8 protein-coding genes, 2 pseudogenes and 1 riboswitch are annotated in these 19,219 nt (G+C 38.6%); of the genes and pseudogenes, 8 read left to right on the forward strand and 2 right to left on the reverse strand.

Annotated features, from left to right (window positions below):
* Positions 1-459: 459 nt before the first annotated feature.
* Positions 460-1,026, reverse strand: coding sequence for a nitroreductase family protein (locus D569_RS0106900; protein WP_018931675.1), 567 nt, complete (start codon positions 1,024-1,026; stop codon positions 460-462).
* A gap of 172 nt (positions 1,027-1,198) precedes the next feature.
* Positions 1,199-1,304: riboswitch (SAM riboswitch) on the forward strand.
* 73 nt (positions 1,305-1,377) lie between these two features.
* Here D569_RS0106900 and D569_RS0106905 point away from each other — a divergent pair.
* Entirely contained in the window at positions 1,378-3,216 is a 1,839-nt protein-coding gene (locus D569_RS0106905) for a bifunctional homocysteine S-methyltransferase/methylenetetrahydrofolate reductase (protein WP_018931676.1), read from the forward strand.
* 21 nt (positions 3,217-3,237) lie between these two features.
* Positions 3,238-5,511: a 5-methyltetrahydropteroyltriglutamate--homocysteine S-methyltransferase gene (gene metE / locus D569_RS0106910; RefSeq protein ID WP_018931677.1), complete on the forward strand. Its 2,274-nt coding sequence runs from the start codon at positions 3,238-3,240 to the stop codon at positions 5,509-5,511.
* 239 nt (positions 5,512-5,750) lie between these two features.
* Here metE and D569_RS22640 read toward each other — a convergent pair whose 3' ends face one another.
* On the reverse strand, positions 5,751-10,379 hold the full coding sequence (locus D569_RS22640) for a 5'-nucleotidase C-terminal domain-containing protein (RefSeq protein WP_018931678.1): 4,629 nt from the start codon (positions 10,377-10,379) through the stop codon (positions 5,751-5,753).
* Positions 10,380-10,661: 282 nt separating this feature from the next.
* On the opposite strand from D569_RS22640, the gene D569_RS0106920 reads away from it, so the two are divergent.
* The 6 genes and pseudogenes from D569_RS0106920 to D569_RS22650 form a co-directional block, all read left to right on the forward strand.
* Entirely contained in the window at positions 10,662-11,834 is a 1,173-nt protein-coding gene (locus D569_RS0106920) for a galactokinase (protein ID WP_018931679.1), read from the forward strand.
* A gap of 316 nt (positions 11,835-12,150) precedes the next feature.
* The gene (galE, locus tag D569_RS0106930; RefSeq protein ID WP_018931681.1) at positions 12,151-13,143 is read left to right on the forward strand and encodes a UDP-glucose 4-epimerase GalE; all 993 of its coding nucleotides are present in this window, start codon (positions 12,151-12,153) and stop codon (positions 13,141-13,143) included.
* Position 13,144: 1 nt separating this feature from the next.
* Positions 13,145-14,638 carry a UDP-glucose--hexose-1-phosphate uridylyltransferase gene (gene galT, locus D569_RS0106935; protein WP_018931682.1) on the forward strand — a complete coding sequence of 498 codons (1,494 nt, stop codon included), beginning with the start codon at positions 13,145-13,147 and terminating at the stop codon, positions 14,636-14,638.
* A gap of 15 nt (positions 14,639-14,653) precedes the next feature.
* Complete coding sequence (locus D569_RS0106940) at positions 14,654-15,700, forward strand: aldose epimerase family protein (protein ID WP_018931683.1); 1,047 nt, start codon at positions 14,654-14,656, stop codon at positions 15,698-15,700.
* A gap of 173 nt (positions 15,701-15,873) precedes the next feature.
* Positions 15,874-16,668: pseudogene (locus D569_RS22645) on the forward strand (ribonucleotide reductase N-terminal alpha domain-containing protein); the annotation flags it as partial.
* Between the two features lie 639 nt (positions 16,669-17,307).
* Positions 17,308-19,071, forward strand: a pseudogene (locus D569_RS22650) (vitamin B12-dependent ribonucleotide reductase); the annotation flags it as partial.
* Positions 19,072-19,219: the final 148 nt, after the last annotated feature.

A 19,219-nucleotide genomic window follows, 5' to 3' on the forward strand; every position in this document is an offset into this window, starting at 1 on the left:
GCTCGAAAAAGTGGATCTTCAGGTCAAACAATTCCCACAGGAGTGAAAGTGGGCGGCCTTCGTTAAGAAATGCTCCACAACACTAATCCGAAATCAACCAGTCGATTTTTCACCATATGTAGCAGGAATTACAGCCGATTAGAACTATAGTAAAACAAAAAAGTTTAGTTTCATAAGTTCATTTCTTTTTATAATCAGAGGGCAAAAATAGCGTAGGCAGAATACGGAGACTCCTGTGGGAAAGCGAGAGCTGAAGATCCACTTTGCAAAGTGGTTTCCTTTGCAAAGTTAGCTGAAGCCGAGCCCACGGAAAGCGCAGTATTCTGCCGTAGCGAATGACAACACTTCTCAAAATAACAGATCGGAGGAGAACAAATCCATGTCTAAGTTACTTCGCAGTAAATGGATACTGTGTTCTACAGCAAAAAAACGCATCGGGATTCGGGCATCCGATGCGTTTTACTCTATAACAGTGATTCTTTCTTTTGCTGATGTTCTCAGAACTGGAGATTGGTTTTTGGCTGGATAACCTACCTGAATTTGTCCTACTACTCTTTCATCCTCTTTTAAACCAATCAATTCTGCTGTTTCTTCACAGAAAGCTAGTTTTCCTGTTTTCCAAAAAGTACTTAACCCTTGTTCCCATGCTAGTAAACTAAAGTTCTGAATTAAGCAACTAGAAGAAGCATAATCCTCTTCTCTTAACTTTTCTTGTGGGTGTAGGGTATTAACGACAAAAAAGATAAATGGTACATTCATAATTTTATGATAAGCATTATCGCTTACTATTTTTAATTCTTCATCTGAATTACTAGTTGTTTTGGAGACTGCTACTTGCCGGTTAATGGTTGCCAGTTTTTCTTTAGCTTCTCCTTGAATAAATACAAAGCGCCATGGTTCTGTCATTTTATGATTAGGAACCCAAATAGCTGTTTCTAATAGTTCTTCGATCAAACTTTGTGAAACCTCTTTATCTTGATAAACAGCTATCGATCGACGTCCTTTAATAAGTTGATGTAAGTTCATGGAGATATCCTCCTTGTTATTGATAATCATTTTCAACTAACTTTTATCATATCATACTTATAAGATCCGTCAAGTTATCCCGCACACCTCATACCATTATTTTCAAAATGTACTTGAAATTGGTTTGTTGTTGTTGTAAACTACTAACAAATGTTACTAACTAAATAGCTATTTCTTATCCAGAGAGGTGGAGGGACTGGCCCTACGATACCTCAGCAACCGTCATTCATTGACAAGGTGCTAATTCCAGCAAGCATGATGTGCTTGAAAGATGAGAGTCTTTTTCCAATAAATCTCCGTCTTTCTATAGCCGGAGATTTTTTATTTTGTGTAGAAAAGAGGTGAATGTTTATGTCCAACTTAATTAGTCATTTGCAAAACAAGTTAGTGATCGCTGATGGAGCAATGGGAACTTTACTATACTCCCATGGTGTAGATCGATGTTTCGAATCTTACAACACTACCCATCCCGATGAAATCCTTCATGTTCATCAAACCTATCTTGATGCTGGAGCAGAAATCATTCAAACCAACACATACGGGGCAAATTATATCAAATTAGCACGTTTTGGTTTAGAGGATCAAGTACATCAATTGAATACCAAAGCAGTTCAACTCGCCAATACGGCTGCCAAAGACCGGGCATTTGTGTTGGGAACGATTGGTGGAATTAGAGGAGTTCAAAAAATAGTAGCTTCTAAAAAAGAGATTATCCGCAGCTTTAAAGAACAACTCTTTTCACTATTACTAGAAGGTGTGGATGGCATATTACTAGAAACATACTATGACTTCGAAGAAATCAAACAAGTCTTAGAGATTGCTAGACAAGAAACAGATCTGCCTATCATAGCGAATGTATCCATGCATGAACCTGGTGTGATGGAAAACGGCATCCAACTTCCCGTAGCACTCCAAACACTAGAAAATATTGGGGCTGATGTTGTAGGAGTGAATTGTCATTTAGGTCCTCACTATATGATCAAAGCATTAGAATCAGTTCCACTTCTAGAAAAGGCATTTTTGGCAGCCTATCCTAATGCGAGTCTTCCAGCTTATCAAAACGGGAAGCTAGTGTACAACCAGCATAGTCACTATTTCGAACGATGCGCGAAGGAATTCCGTGATCAAGGTGTCCGGTTAATAGGGGGATGTTGTGGTACAACACCGGAACACATTCGTGCCCTTAAAGATGGTGTTGCAGACTTAGAACCTATTACGGAAAAAGAAATCAAGCAAGTAACATTTACCAAAAATACAACAGAACAGCAACCTCCACTACGAACAACACTTGCAGATAAAGCTCGAAAACGACATACCGTTATTGTCGAATTAGACGCACCAAAACATTTGGATACAGCCCCCTTCATGAATGGTGTATTTGCTTTAGAAAATGCTGGGGTTGACGCAATTACATTAGCAGATAATTCCTTAGCTACTCCACGTATTAGCAATCTAGCAATGGCTGTAAAAATGAAGCAAGCAGGTTGTCACGCAACACCACTTATCCACTTGACATGTCGTGACCGTAACCTAATCGGACTGCAATCCCATCTAATGGGACTGCATACATTAGGACTGCATGAAATTCTAGCTATTACGGGTGATCCAACTCGGATTGGCGGTTTCCCGGGAGCATCATCTGTCTTTGATGTCACATCTTTGGAATTAACAAAACTGATTAAACAGTCTAACCAAGGGCTTTCATTTTCTGGTAGTTCCCTGAAAACAAACACTCAATTCCAGGTAGCTGCTGCATTTAATCCTAATGTAGCCAATCTCGAAAAAGCAGTAAAGAGGATGGAGCGAAAAATAAAGCATGGTGCGGACTACTTTTTGACACAGCCGATATTCAACCATGAGCAAATTATTCAATTACATCGAATGACTAAACATATTGATCAACCTATTTTCATTGGTATCATGCCACTGACCTCTCACCGAAATGCAGAATTTCTTCATCATGAAGTGCCAGGCATGAAGCTGTCTGACGAAGTACGAACAAGAATGCAACGCCATGATAACCGCCAAGACAGTTTACAAGAGGGAATACAAATCGCCAAGGAGTTAATTACAACAGCTATGAATTATTTTAATGGTATTTATATTATCACGCCATTTATGCATTATCCGTTAACAGTGGAACTCACGAAGTATGTTCATCAACAAGCTAAGTTAGTAACCAAAATATAAATGAAAAGGAGTTTTTACACAATGACAACAATTCTTAGTGCCAATTTAGGTTATCCGCGGATAGGGGAAAAAAGAGAATGGAAAAAAGCAATCGAAGCTTTCTGGCAAGGAGACATTAGTGAACAATCTTTGAAAGCACAAACCAAAGAATTACGACTTAACAACCTAAAAAAGCAAAAAGAACAAGGAATTGATCTTATTCCTGTAGGGGATTTTTCATTTTATGACCATGTATTAGATACTGCTGTTGCCTTTAATATTATTCCAGAGCGATTTCAGCATCATGACCCAACAGACTTGGCTAGTTATTTTGCGATTGCTCGTGGTGAAACAAATGCTGTGGCAGCAGAAATGACCAAATGGTTCAACACCAATTACCACTATATAGTGCCAGAACTAAGCGGAACATCACCAAAATTAATCGAGAACCGAGCATTATATTATTATCAGGAAGCAAAAGAAGAATTGAACATTGACGGCAAGCCTGTCATTGTCGGACCAGTCACATTTGTCAAGTTAGCAAAAGGCTATCAAGAAGGTGAATTAGAAAGTTGGCTTAATCACTTACTTCCATTATACGAGCAAGTTCTTAACGAATTAGCAGCAGCGGGAGCAAGTTGGGTACAGATAGATGAACCAATTTTGGGTACTAACCTTTCTGAAAAGGAAATACAACTTGTGGCGCAAGTGTATCAATCGATCGATAACAATGTATCAGGAATTCAAATTATTTTACAAACCTACTTTGAGACGGTTCAACATTATCAACGCATTACTGCTCTACCAGTAAAGGGAATTGGATTGGATTTTGTACATGGTGACCATTTAGAGTTGATCCAAAAGTTTGGTTTCCCTTCCGATAAAGTATTAGGTGTTGGTATTATTAATGGACGAAATGTTTGGCGAGCTAATTTAGAGGAAAAATTTCAGTTTTTACAAAATATCCAACAAGCTGCAAACCCAGAAACATTAATTGTGCAACCTTCCTGTTCCTTATTGCATGTGCCTGTCACGAAGCATTTAGAAGAAAAGCTAGATACTGTTGTTAAAGACGGATTAAGTTTTGCTAATGAAAAGTTAGAAGAACTGCAAATCTTAACAACCGCTTTACAAGCAGGGAAACAGTCTGTTGCTGACGCATTTGAAGCAAGCCAAGAAGCAATAGCAAAATTGGATCAATCGGAGTACCGCAGTCAAACACCTACTATTGCAAAACATAAAGCGAAACGGGAGATCTCTTTTGCGGAGAGAAAGAAACGTCAACAAGCATCATTAAACCTGCCGTTGTTACCGACAACAACAATTGGAAGTTTGCCGCAAACACCCCAAGTAAAGCGAACAAGAACAAAATGGCGTAAAGGCGAAATCTCTGATCAGGCGTATGAAGAATTTATTGAAGCAGAGACGAGAAGGTGGATTCAAATTCAGGAAGACTTAGATTTAGATGTACTCGTTCACGGTGAATTTGAACGGAACGATATGGTTGAATATTTTGGTGAAAAATTAAAAGGCTTTGCGGTAACTGAATTTGGATGGGTTCAATCCTATGGTTCACGTTGTGTTAAACCACCTTTATTAGCTGGAAATGTTGAGTGGGAAAAAGCGATTACCGTCAAAGAAATTGCCTATGCGCAATCTTTAACTGATCGACCTGTCAAAGGTATGCTAACTGGACCCGTTACGATCTTAAATTGGTCATTTGTACATGAAGAATTACCTCGATTCACCGTACAAGATCAAATTGCTTTGGCATTGGAAAAGGAAGTATTAGCACTTGAAGAAGCAGGAATAAACATCATTCAAGTAGATGAACCTGCATTACGGGAAGGGTTGCCGTTAGATCGTTTAAAATGGCCAGCCTATTTTGATGCAGCTGTCAATGCTTTTCAACTTGCAACGGCAACAGTCAAACCTGAAACTCAAATTCACACGCATATGTGCTATTCTGAATTCGGTGAAATATATGAAGCTATCGATGGATTAGATGTGGATGTGATTTCTATCGAAACTTCTCGGAGTCACGGAGAAATGGTGGAAACTTTTGAGAAAAATGATTATAAGAAGGATATTGGGCTTGGTGTTTATGACATTCATAGCCCACGTGTTCCAACATTACAAGAGCTTGAAGTAAACATTAAACGTGCCTTGGAAACTATTGATGTCGAACAATTCTGGATTAATCCAGACTGCGGGCTGAAAACAAGAAGAGAAACAGAAACCATCGCCGCTCTGGAAAAAATGGTCGAAGCAGCTAAAAAAATAAGAGGGCAGTATACTACTATTAAGCAACAGTAAGATTAAATAAGAAAAGCGCAGAGCGCCCGTTTAGAAACGTAGCGACTGGAACGAATTAACTGAGATAAAAGAATCACGGTAAGCTTGCGAACCGATGATGACTTATCGTAGGGCAATTCGTGAAGTCGCCTAGTTTCTGGGCGCTCGGAGCTAGACAAATACCTGAATTTTATACTTTCTTACCTTACAGGAATAAAGGCTACATTCAAGATGCTGAATGTAGCCTTTTTTCAATTTCCTTATAAGTTTAATTTTCTTTTACGAATCAGTATTAATAACCCTAATGCGATTATGACGACACCTGCTACCACGTAGTTAAACATAGATGTAGCGGTATCTGGCAGCTCATTCTTTTCTGTTGATGCGTCCTCTGATTTCTCTTGATCTTCTGATCCATTGGAGTCCTCATCGTTATCTTTTGAATCGCCATCGTTGTTATTGTTTTCACCATCGTCATTATTTCCAACATCGTTATTGGTATCATCACCTTCATTGTTTCCACCATTGTTATTGGTATCATCATTATCATTATTTTCATCATCTTCATTAGCTTCCATTACTGTAAAGATCGAGAAGTGAGTAGTTGTTGCTGTCACAATACCATCTTGATACTCACCGCCAATTTCTACCCATTCATCTGTTTCCTCATTTAGGTAGAATACTTTCAAAAGGTCTGAGTTTTCCACATTTTCGTCATGGATGTTAAAGGCTAATTGAACACCTTCTGTTTCAGAAAAGTCACTGATTACAGTTTCACCTTCTACAAGGGTAAAATCATAAACAGCACTTTTCGCACCTTCTACATCTGCGAGCTTTTCGATGATAATTGTAGCATCCTGTTCCCCACTAAACACTGCTGCTGGAAACTCTAGTGTCACATCATTTTTTTTCACAGCTAAAACCGCATCTTTCTCTTTTAATTTAGTTAATTGCGATTTTGTTACTGTAATTTCTAATGGTTGACTATCGTCAATATCCTCTACTTCAGTAAAGTCAACAGTAGCTTTGCCCTTTGCTGCTACATGATCAAAAATAACATCCTTTACTTCCGCCTTATTATTTACAACATCTGGCAATGTTACTTTCGGTACCGTAGAGATACGACCTTCTGTACCATACAACAGTGGATTGTCCTCTGTTGTTTCTAACGAAATAATATAATTCTCAAGCGCCTCTACATCGACAGGCCCTTCTTCTCGCTCAGAGTCGATCGATGCGAATACACCTCTTGATGCTAAATAGCTATTCGTTGTTAAGGTATAGGTATCATTCTTTTTCACTTTCTTGCCGTTTGGAAGTGTTATAGATATCACTTTATTTGCAGCCTTATTATAGCGATATTGGAACCCAGATACACTATAATCAGAACCGTTATCAGAAAGCTGTGCATTTAGAATATCTTCTAATTCAGCACCTGTCACTTCCATTTTCACTAAAGTATTGCCATGCGTTAGTATTTTTTCTAACGAAGATGTCGTAATCGGTCCAGCTAATAAGGAAGAACCAATCCCTCCACCATTTGTCACAGCAAAATCACTGTCCATTTCCATTCTCATACTATCTGTAATTAGGTTACCTAAACCATGATCGATGCCATTTGTATAACTACCGACTAAATCTTGTCCATTATAACCAATTGTTTCACCTTCATCGTCTATGTCTGGAATTTCATCTGTTTGCGCAATACGTCCCTCTGGTCCAATCACTAATGGGTTTTCCTCAGACGTATCTAAATACTTGATATAATCTACCGCAGCATCAACATCGATAGGTCCCATTATTGGATTCTCGCCTAGATTTTTAATTGGCCCATCCTGTGTACCAATATAATTGTTCGTTGCTAATACATATGTTTCATCTGGATCAATTGGAGATCCATCCGGGAAGGTAATATCTACTACATGCTGATAATCATAATTGTAGGTGTAGTGTAATCCGGACACACTATAATCTGATCCGTAACTTGATAAGTTGTCATTTAGAATAGGAATTAAATCTTTCCCTTTGATTTCCACTGACATCACATTATTAGCAAAAGGTAAAATATTAAACACTTCACCCCAAGTAATTGGACCCACATTTAAGGAGTCACGGATACCACCACCATTGTGCATCGCAAAGTCGGCATCCATCGTCCATTTCATACCATCTGCAATTAGATTACCTAAACCATGATCGCCATCATTCGTATATTGACCAGTTAATTCCTGTGCATTATAGCCAATTTCTTCATTTACAATAGATTCTATCTCAGCTTCGTACTTATTAAGAATGCTTTCAACAGCTGGTTCAGGTTGGTAATCGTCTTGCTTCACAAACACAACTTCGGATTCTACATCTACAATATCTTTTGTTTCACGATCAATTTGAATATCGACATCAGCAAAAGCTTTTCCATATTCCGATGCTTGAATAATCCATTTTTCATCTACAACGGCATCTACTACCTGGTGGTTATGGGCTGCAAATATAATGTCTACTGCATCGTCAGTATTTTTGGCTAAATCTGCAGCTGCTCCTGTAGCAGTTGATCCAGATTGTGTCGCTGGCATATGCGCAAGCACAACAATAGCTTCAACACCTTGTTCCTGTAACTCATAAACTGCATCATTAACGGCTTCTGTTTCATCCGTAAATGCTACATTTTCTAAAGAAGACGGCATAACCATGTTCATTGTTTCTTGTGTATTCACACCGATAAAACCAATTTCTACACCGTCAACTTCCTGTATCGCATATGGTGGTAAATAGGTTTCACCTGTATCTTCTTGAATACAGTTGGCACAAAGCACATCAAAGTTCATCCCTTCGTAACCTTCTGTACCAAGACCTTCAGGGTGATCGCCACCATTTACCATACGTTTCAATTCGTCTAATCCTTCATCAAATTCATGGTTTCCTACTGTACCTACATCAAAGCCCATTTCATTCATAATTTCTACGGTTGGCTCATCTTGCAGCAATCCAGAAATAGGTGAACTTCCGCCAATCATATCCCCAGCATGTACAAGTAACGTGTTCTCATTTTCTTGTTCTCGTTCTTTAATCGCTTGTGCTGTATAGTCCATACGACCATAAACCGCATCTTCGCCATCAACATCTAGTACATATTCCTGATCAATCTTACCGTGTAAGTCATTCATACTTAATAGTTGTACTTCCAATATGTCATCTGATGGTTCTTCCCCTGTTGTTACTGGCGTATAGCCTTGTTCTTCTGCTTCTTCCGCACTTGCAAAGAAGATACGGTTCTCTACGGGAACTTCTGCATATTCGGTTGGTTCTACATATTCTTTCGTATCGGAGTTCCCTACATAACGATGGAAATCTCCACCTTCTGTAATGGCACGGTACGCAAATGGTAACTCTGTTAATGGGTTTTCAGGATTCCAAATACCGCGTTCGCTATCTATTGCTTCTTTGACTGCATCCTGATAAAGCTGATAATTATCTTCATCACCAATTGGCCAGATAAAGTAGGTTGCTGCGAATCCTTCTTTAACTAGTTCCAGGTTCGTATTTACGCCATCTTCATTGATGACTTCCGCTAGCAATCTACCATATTGATCAGTAGGTTCTTCACCAATTTTTAATGTTACGGTTGAACCTTCTGGTAATAATTCTTTCAAGCGCTCGGTTGCATATTGACCATGCTCTTTTTGGTTTTCCTCATCTACACCATTAGCTCCAGATACACTTGTTTCCGGAGTGTCTATGTTAACAAAACGTACTCGATCAGACCCTAATACTGGTGTTGTTAAACGAATGGTGTCACCATCAGAAACATACTCTACAGTGGATGTATATTCTCCCCCAGCATCTGGTGCGTCCGGTTGCTCCTCCGCTAATGATAGATCACTAGCTTTTCTAGGTAATAGTTGATAGCTATTGTATTGACTTAAAACAGCTGTAATATCATACCATTTTCCTTCTTCGATATCAGCAACATCCAACGTGCCTTCCATCACTCTTAATGTCGTACTATTAAAGTCACTATCGATTAAGGAAATATTATAGCCTCCACCAGCTGGATCAGATGGAATACTTTGAATATATCCGGAAACAGTAACTAGTTGACCTTCTAACGGTTCAGCTACTGCTTCATCGTTTAAGTCTGCTATCGTGATAGCTGTTGGTTGTGGTAACGATTCATCATTAGAAATCACTTCTATTTCATTTGGAATAATTTCAGTTAAACCACGATAAACATCAATTTCCCCTGTAACTTGTACTACATCTCCTTCATTTAATGTTGGAAAAGAAGATCCATCAAATGCAAAAAGATTAATACCTGCAGTTTCATCTTGTATGTATGTGGATAATTGACTGCTATTTGGATCTGCTAGATTACTAGAAGTTACCACACCTTCAATGGTTACGACACTTCCATTGCTTTGTTGACGTGCTTCTGAAATCGATAGGTCAGACGGAACTGGTTCTTCATCCTCTATTAAATCACCATCAGCAAATTTAATACTCGTTACAGATTTAATCGCTTCCTGAGAAGAATAAAGATCCCTTTTACCTGTCACAATAACTTTTTGTCCTAACGCTACTTCATTTAACATTGGACTAAATTGATCACGTTGATCTGGTTCTAGCTTAACAAGGATAGATGTAGCTGTATCATTATTCTCTTCTGCTACTTTTATTGCGTACTGAGAATTAAAAGGGGCTACTATATACCCTTCCATTGTCACTTCTGTATCATGACCTTCTGCCAATGCATCAGATACAGAAATAGCCTCCGTCTCTTGTTCTTGGGCATTTACTTCTACTATAGGTATAAATGCTGTTGAGAGTTGAGTAAATACAAGTAAAAATGCCAAAAATATGCTAGATATTTTTAAGCTTAAATGTCGCTTCATTCTCTCTCCTCCTCTATTATTTTGACTATCTTCCACCTCTGATTCTATCAATTCAAGATTGAAATTAATTAAACTCTGCGTAAAGTGTTTGTTAACTTTTGTAAAGATATATAATGATCACTGAGGATAATTCCAATTTATGTGACGTCGTTATAAGTGACTGTACACCTCAATCAATTATTTACATTTTTAGTCTTGTATCTGATGATGAAATCACGTACAATATAGTTAATAAATTAATTTAATTAAGTCTACAAAATATTTCAAAGGGTGAAAATTCAAATGGATGTAAAAAGATTAGTTGCCAAGTTTCAAGATATGTTCCAAACAACTGAACAGCCAAGAGCATTTTTTGCACCAGGTAGAATTAATCTGATCGGAGAACACACAGATTATAACGGCGGGCATGTCTTCCCTGCTGCAATTTCCTTTGGTACGTATGCGTTAGCAGTACCAAGACAGGATCGAAAGGTTCGACTCTATTCGGATAATTTTCCTGATAAAGGAATAATCGACGTTTCACTAGATGACCTTTCCTACAAAAAAGAAGACGATTGGACCAATTTTCCGAAAGGGATGATGCTTTACTTCCAAGAAGAAGGATTTAACATTGATAAAGGATTTGACGTATTATTCTACGGAAATATTCCTAACGGTGCGGGGCTCTCCTCCTCAGCTTCGATTGAACTTGTAACTGGGGTTTTATTAGAAAACCTTTACCGACTCGATATAGATCGTATTCGGATGGTCCAACTTGGACAAAAAGTTGAAAACGATTATATTGGTGTCAACAGTGGCATTATGGATCAATTTGCAATTGGCATGGGAAAAGCAGATCACGCAATGTTATTAGACTGTGATACATTAAACTATCAATATGCACCAATAAAATTGGAAAATCATGATATCATTATTATTAACACGAACAAAAGACGCGAACTCGCTGATTCCAAATATAATGAACGTCGCAGCCAATGTGAAGCAGCACTTGCCGACCTGCAAAAAGAACTTTCTATTAACAGTCTTGGCGAATTAACACCGGAACAATTCGAGGAAAGCCGTTCATTAATCAGTGATGAAACAAACCAAAAACGGGCAAAACATGCTGTATATGAAAATGCTAGAACGATCGATGCTTTGAAAAAGTTAAATGCTGGCGACCTCGAAGAATTTGGTCAATTAGTGAACCAATCGCATGTTTCATTACGCGATGATTATGAAGTTACAGGTATGGAGCTTGATACCATTGCCGAAACCGCTTGGCAACAAAAAGGTGTTCTTGGTGCCCGAATGACAGGTGCTGGATTTGGTGGATGTGCGATAGCTATCGTAGAAAAGACAATGGTTGAAGCTGTCAAAGCAGCCATTGGCAAAGCCTATCAAGAAAAAGTAGGTTACACACCAACCTTTTACGTAGCCGCAATAGGAGACGGTGCTAAAGAAATATCACTTTAGGCTCTTACTGGTTCGTAGTTGATACAAACTGCGAAGTAGCTTAGTTGCAAAGTTCACAGGACTTCTCTTCCGGGGATACCTCTTTCCCTTCCCTGGATATCCTTTGCTGTTCCGGGGATATGCCCTTCTCTTCCCTGGATATAGTCGTTTATCCTCGGAAGAGAAGAACTTTTCCCTGGAAGAGAAGCCTTTTTCCTCGGAACAGATCGTTGCTTCCGGGGATATCTCTTTTCCATATCTACGTTACCTCACAGTTTATGAATTTTGTGAATGGTTACTATTTTAATATTTTTTAAGTTAGAAAGGATGATGACAAATGCGTATTTTAGTTTTAGGTGGAGCTGGTTATATCGGTTCACACGCTGTATACCAATTAATTGATCAGGGATATGAAGTAGTAGTGATTGATAATTTATTGACAGGGCATGCGGGAGCAGTCCATCCTGACGCAACATTTTATAATGGTGATATTCGTGATATCGAATTCTTGCGTGAAGTATTTACACACGAAAAGATTGATGGAGTACTCCATTTTTCAGCAAACTCTCTAGTAGGAGAATCAATGGAAGACCCTCTTAAATATTTTGATAACAATGTTTACGGAACCCAAGTATTACTGCAAGCCATGACAGAATTCGATATCAAACATATTGTCTTTTCTTCTACCGCCGCAACATACGGTGAACCAGAACAAGTACCAATTACCGAAACAATGCCAACAAAACCTACTAATACGTATGGTGAAACAAAATTAACGATGGAAAAAATGATGAAATGGACCGAAGCAGCTCATGGTATCCGTTTTGTATCACTTCGTTACTTTAATGTTGCCGGCGCACGAAGTACAGGTGAAATTGGTGAGGACCACCGACCTGAAACACACTTAATTCCGATTGTATTGCAAGTAGCGTTAGGTCAAAGAGATCATATCTCTATTTTTGGTGATGACTACAATACTGCAGATGGCACCTGTATCCGTGACTACATTCATGTTGAAGATTTGATCGATGCTCATATACTAGCACTAAAATATTTAAAAGAAGGCGGAGAAAGCAATGTCTTTAACTTAGGAAGCAGTCAAGGTTTCTCTGTAAAAGAAATCATCGATGCCGCACGCAAAGTAACAAATCATGCGATTCCGGCAGAAGTAGCACCAAGAAGAGCAGGAGATCCTAGTACATTAATTGCTGCATCAGATAAGGCAAAGCGTATTCTTGGTTGGAATCCGACCAGAACTGATATTGATCGCATTATTACCGATGCATGGAATTGGCATCAGGCAAATCCAACAGGCTACAAGGAGGATTAACATGGCCGATATCTCAAGCTTAGTGAACACATTAGTCAACAAAGCTATTGAGAAAGAATTGATTCAGACCAGTGACGAAATTTATGCACGTAATCAAGTGTTAGGCCTGCTTAATGAAGCAAGTTATCAAGATGACGCAGAACTGCTAAATCTGGATATTCCAGATATTTTAGAAGATTTAGCGGAGCTAGCAGTAAACAAGGGATTAATCGAGGGCTTACTTGACGAAAGAGAACAACTAACAGCGAAAATTATGGACGTTTTTATCTCAAAGCCTTCAGAAATAAACCAAACCTTTTATTTGAAATATCAAGCGTCACCAGAGCAAGCAACCGACTATTTCTATCAATTGAGTAAAGATAGTAATTACATTCAAACGAAACGGATTGCGAATAACATTCATTTCAAAACAGCATCAGATTATGGAGATTTAGACATTACGATCAACCTGTCAAAACCGGAAAAGGATCCCGAACAAATTAAGCGTGAAAAAGAAATGAAACAGGATATCGCTTATCCAAAATGTTTATTATGTGCGGAAAATGAGGGCTATGTAGGTCGGATCGGTCACCCGGCACGTTCTAATCACCGGGTTATTGAGGTTCCCTTGGAAGGGGAAGATTGGTTTCTACAATATTCTCCTTATGTTTATTACAATGAACACAGTATACTGTTCGCAAAAGAACACCGGCCAATGAAAATTAATCGAGATTCTTTTGCCAGACTTACTGCTTTTGTTGAAAAATTTCCTCATTACTTCATTGGATCAAATGCTGACTTACCGATTGTTGGTGGCAGTATTTTATCACATGATCACTATCAAGGTGGTCATTATACCTTTGCTATGACAAATGCTGAAGAGGAATTCAGCTTTACATTGGACGATTTTTCCGATGTGGAAGCAGTGGTAGTCAAATGGCCATTATCAGTGATTCGCTTACGCCATACTGATCGCAACAAACTAGTGGATGCATCTGATTACATTTTACAAAAATGGCGAGAATATAGTGATCCTGCTGCAGATATTCTTGCTTTTACAGATGATACGCCACATAACACGATCACACCAATTGCCCGCAAACGTGGCAAATTATACGAAATCGACTTGGTATTACGTAACAATCGTACAACAGATGAACACCCGATGGGCCTCTTCCATCCACACGAGGATGTTCACCATATTAAGAAAGAAAACATTGGACTTATTGAGGTGATGGGGCTTGCAGTACTTCCTCCCCGTTTAAAAGAGGAAATGGAGACAATCAAAAAACACCTGCTTGGCGAAAAGGTAACGGTTGCAGAATACCATCATGATTGGGTACAATCTATTGAAGATAGATATTCACCTATAACTAAAGACAACGTTAACAAAATAGTAGAAGATGCACTAGGACAAAAATTCGCGCGTGTCTTGGAAGATGCCGGGGTGTATAAAACAAACCAGACCGGAAGAGATGCGTTTAAACGATTTTTGTCACACTTAAATGAAAGATAACAGGAGGAACGGGTAATGGAAGTAAAAACAGATGTAGTCCAAGTAAAAGACCAGCAATGGAAAGAGTTTACCTTAATCAATGATAATCAAATGGCTGTTTCTATCCTCAATTTTGGTGGTATCATTACAAAAATACTTGCACCAGATCGTGACGGAAAGCTGGAAAATGTCGTAATCGGCTTTGAAAACTATGAAGACTATCTTGACAATCCTGGGTTCTTTGGAGCGTTAATTGGTCGTGTAGCCGGACGAATTGAAAAGGCGCAATTTGAAGTGGATGGTAAGACATTTACACTACCGAAAAATGAAGGAGAACATCACTTGCATGGCGGTGAACCAGGATTTCATAAATCAATCTGGAAGGTGGTTCCTTTTGAAAATAATGATGAAGTAGGACTAACACTGACATTAAAAAGCGAAGATGGTGAAAACGGCTATCCAGGGAATCTGTGGATGACAGTAACTTATACTTTGAATAATGATAATGCTTTTACGATTACCTATGAAGGTGTAGTTGATCATAAAACGATTCTAACCAGTACTAATCATTCTTATTTTAACCTTAGCGGTAATTTGAAATCCGATATTCAAAATCATGAGATTACATTGGACAGCAGTCAATTTGTTGAATTAGATGAAGAATTAATTCCAACTGGTAATATTTTAGAAGTAGATAATACTGTCTATGATTTCCGAAATGGCCGTCTAATGAAAGATGGGGTGACATCCGATTATAAGCAAAATCTGGTAGCAAATCATGGCTATGATCATTACTTTATCTTTGACCATTCCAAACAGGAAAGTGCAGTTGTTCATGAGAAAGAAAGTGGTCGTCAGTTAACTGTGATAACCGACCAGCCTGGTGTGGTGATGTATACATCTAATAATCTGCCAGAAGGATTAGGGTTACGCGAACGAGAATCGGTACAATATTTAGGGCTCTGCCTTGAAACACAAGGTTCACCGGCATCAGTCCATCATGAAGGATTCCCTTCCATTTGGTTAGATAAAGATGAAAAATATTTTGCCAAAACTTCTTTTATTTTTGATATAATAGACTAAGGAAAAGACACTCTTTTACCTAAAAGAGTGTCTTTTTACGCTTTTCAATATATAGTATATCTTTTTGTCAAAAAACACTATATATTGAGAAAATGTGTCGATTCTGATACGATATAATAGATTTAATTTAGTTATCATTTTTCACATATATAGATAAAGGAGGCTACTACCCAATGCAATCGACGAAAGACCGGTCATTGGCAATCAATGTGGAACAGCTGAATGAGGATATTAAGGAATTTCCTCAAGTTCACCCGATTACACCTGATATGCATACCACACATAAAGGTGTATCACGACTTGTTATGCTTGACCGATACGCATTCAAAGATACAGAGAAAAAGACATTAAAAAAAGGTGACTTTGTCGTTTTAACGATTAAGGAAGACCCGAAATTCCCTGCAAGAGGTACTGGTTTCATCTTAGAAATTAATGAAACAAATGGTAAAGCCCGTATTCAGGTAGAGGAAGATTATGTTCACGTATTAGAGAAAGATGAAGAGCGTGAAACTGGCGTAATCGAACGTTCCTTAAGCACAATCGATAAACCATTAGAAGTATATTACGAACAAATTGCCAAACGTAATGCGACAGGTCTAGCAGCAGTGGAAACAACAAAAGAAAAACAAGATGAATCGTTCGAACATTTTTACCAAGAACTATCTAGCATGAATTTCGTGCCCGCCGGACGTGTCCTTTACGGTGCAGGATCTGATACCGATGTAACATACTTCAACTGTTATGTGATGCCTTTTGTAAAAGATTCACGTGAAGGTATTAGTGATCATCGCAAACAAGTAATGGAAATCATGTCACGCGGTGGTGGTGTTGGTACTAACGGATCGACACTTCGACCTCGAAACGCTTTAGCTAGAGGGGTCAATGGTAAATCATCTGGTTCTGTCTCTTGGCTAGACGATATCGCTAAATTGACACATCTAGTTGAACAAGGTGGGTCAAGACGTGGTAAATTGGAGTGCCTCGTCTATAAAAAAACCTCGTGAATTGCTGGGAACTCTTTAAGTTATAAATGGTAATTGAGACCCTAACTTATATTAAAAGGGGATTATCATGAAAACATATGATGCAAAAAATAATCAAAGTTGTAAACTGTGTGGGTATAAAATATCTCATAATAAACAAGGATGGTTTACACTTACATTTAAAAAATGACCATTTGACATGCTAATCCTAAGTATTATCCCAATCCTGAAAATTGGCAAATTGAAAGAATAAGAATTGATAAAGAAAAAAATGAGATAGCCAAAAACAATGGATTTCAAATTGCCCGCTTTTGGGAAGACGATAAAATAAACAACTTTGATTATGTAAAAAGCATTATAGATGACATGTTGGCTACAACGTAACCGGAAACGGTAGGCGTGAAAGCTGAAAAACAACAAGTCGAGAAAGACAATCAGCAGCCAAGCTCCTGTGAAATGGAGAAGGTTCAACGGCCATCGAAACCACACGTTTTTCGTGGAAGGAAGTAGAGTAGGAAGCAAGTGTTTCCGAAGCGCGAGGGTATCTAATAAATACAAGATATGGTCTGAACTCTAAGGTGACTTAGAGAGTTGATCTAACGAATCAACGCAACATTTTATATGGCTCAAATGATTATGCTAAACGATTGGCATCCTGATGTGATTGAATTCATCATCTCGAAGATGCAAAATCCGAGAATCTTACGTTATTTAATGGAAAATACCGAAGACGAAACCATCCAGCAATTAGCTAGTGACAAATTAAAATTCACACCACTTTCTGCTGATGAAGTACAACTATACCAAGGGGTAGTTAATTTCAAAAATATGCCTGGTCAAGGTGGATTCACAGACGCCAATATCGAAAAAGCAGAAGCAGAATTACGCGATGGCGGTTCTTACTCTGTTCACAACCCTGACTTTTTAACAGGTGCAAACATCTCGGTTTGTATTACCGATGAATTTATGGAAGCTGTTGAAAATGATCTTGGGTACGAATTACGTTTCCCTGATGTTGAAAATTACGATGCTGAGGAAATGGAATACTACAACAAGCATTGGCATGAAGTTGGCGACGTTAGAGAATGGGAAAAACTAGGTTTCGGTGTGAAAGTTTATAAACGCATCAAAGCAAAGGAATTGTGGGACTTAATTAACGTATGTGCCACTTACTCTGCTGAACCAGGTATTTTCTTCCTTGACAATGCTAATAAGAAAACAAACGCAACTGCATATGGACAAAAAGTAGTAGCGACAAATCCATGTGGAGAACAACCCCTCGCTCCGTATTCTGTCTGCAATTTAGCAGCAGTTAACTTAGCGAATGTAGCGGACAAAGAGAAGAAAGCACCCGACTTTGATAAACTAAAACAAACGGTCGAAATCGGTGTACGGATGCAAGATAATGTGATTGAGTCCACACCTTACTTCCTGGAAGAAAACCGTGTACAAGCTCTAGGTGAGCGACGTGTTGGTTTAGGTGTGATGGGGCTTCATGACTTACTAATTTACTGTGAATCAGAGTACGGTTCCAAAGAAGGTAATGAATTAGTAGATAAAATATTCGAAACAATTGCGACAACCGCTTATCGTACATCAATCGAATTAGCAAAAGAAAAAGGAAGCTTCCCATTCTTAGTTGGTGAAACAGAAGAAGAAACGAGAAGCTTACGTGAAAACTTTGTCTCTACCGGTTATATGCAAGATATGCCGGAAGATATTCGTGAAGGTGTCTTAAAATACGGTATTCGCAACTCACACTTATTAACTGTTGCACCAACAGGTTCAACTGGTACGATGGTTGGTGTTTCTACCGGACTTGAACCTTACTTTTCTTTCACCTACTATCGTAGCGGAAGATTAGGGAAATTTATCGAAGTGAAAGCAGATATCGTTCAGGAATATTTAGACAACAATCCAGAACAAGATCCAGATCATTTACCGAAGTGGTTCGTAACAGCAATGACCTTATCACCAGAAGCACATGCTGATACGCAATGCGTAATTCAACGTTGGGTAGACAGCTCTATTTCTAAGACGGTCAATGCACCAAAAGGATATAAAGTCGAACAAGTAGAGCAAGTGTATCGTCGTTTATACCGTGGTGGTGCAAAAGGTGGCACGGTTTATGTAGATGGAAGCCGTGATTCCCAAGTCTTAACACTTAAAGCTGAGGAAAATAACTTCTCAGAACAAACAGAACTATTTGAAGATGAAGAAAAGAAAGTAGTTATCGTTGATACAGTTAACGAACTAGACAAAACAGACATGTCAATCGGCTCAGAAGTTGGTGACACATGCCCTGTCTGCCGTAAAGGTAGTGTCGAAGATATCGGTGGCTGTAATACGTGTACAAACTGTGGTGCACAGCTTAAATGTGGATTATAAATAGGAAACCCGCTTCGATCTGAAGCGGGTTTTTGTGATAGTGTCCAGTAAATCTCAAAAAGTGTCCAGTAAATGTTTAAAAGTGTCCAATAAACCTCTGAAAGTGTCCAGTAAATGCTTAAAAGTGTCCAATAAACTTCTGAAAGTG

Origin of the sequence: Gracilibacillus lacisalsi DSM 19029 (assembly GCF_000377765.1) — a bacterium.
Lineage (GTDB): Bacteria > Bacillota > Bacilli > Bacillales > Amphibacillaceae > Gracilibacillus > Gracilibacillus lacisalsi.

What these genes read in the sequence shown, in the direction of transcription:
- D569_RS0106900 (WP_018931675.1), bottom strand. Translation starts at nt 1,026, where the DNA reads ATGAACTTACATCAACTTATTAAAGGACGTCGATCGATAGCTGTTTAT.
- D569_RS0106905 (WP_018931676.1), top strand. Translation starts at nt 1,378, where the DNA reads ATGTCCAACTTAATTAGTCATTTGCAAAACAAGTTAGTGATCGCTGAT.
- metE (WP_018931677.1), top strand. Translation starts at nt 3,238, where the DNA reads ATGACAACAATTCTTAGTGCCAATTTAGGTTATCCGCGGATAGGGGAA.
- D569_RS22640 (WP_018931678.1), bottom strand. Translation starts at nt 10,379, where the DNA reads ATGAAGCGACATTTAAGCTTAAAAATATCTAGCATATTTTTGGCATTT.
- D569_RS0106920 (WP_018931679.1), top strand. Translation starts at nt 10,662, where the DNA reads ATGGATGTAAAAAGATTAGTTGCCAAGTTTCAAGATATGTTCCAAACA.
- galE (WP_018931681.1), top strand. Translation starts at nt 12,151, where the DNA reads ATGCGTATTTTAGTTTTAGGTGGAGCTGGTTATATCGGTTCACACGCT.
- galT (WP_018931682.1), top strand. Translation starts at nt 13,145, where the DNA reads ATGGCCGATATCTCAAGCTTAGTGAACACATTAGTCAACAAAGCTATT.
- D569_RS0106940 (WP_018931683.1), top strand. Translation starts at nt 14,654, where the DNA reads ATGGAAGTAAAAACAGATGTAGTCCAAGTAAAAGACCAGCAATGGAAA.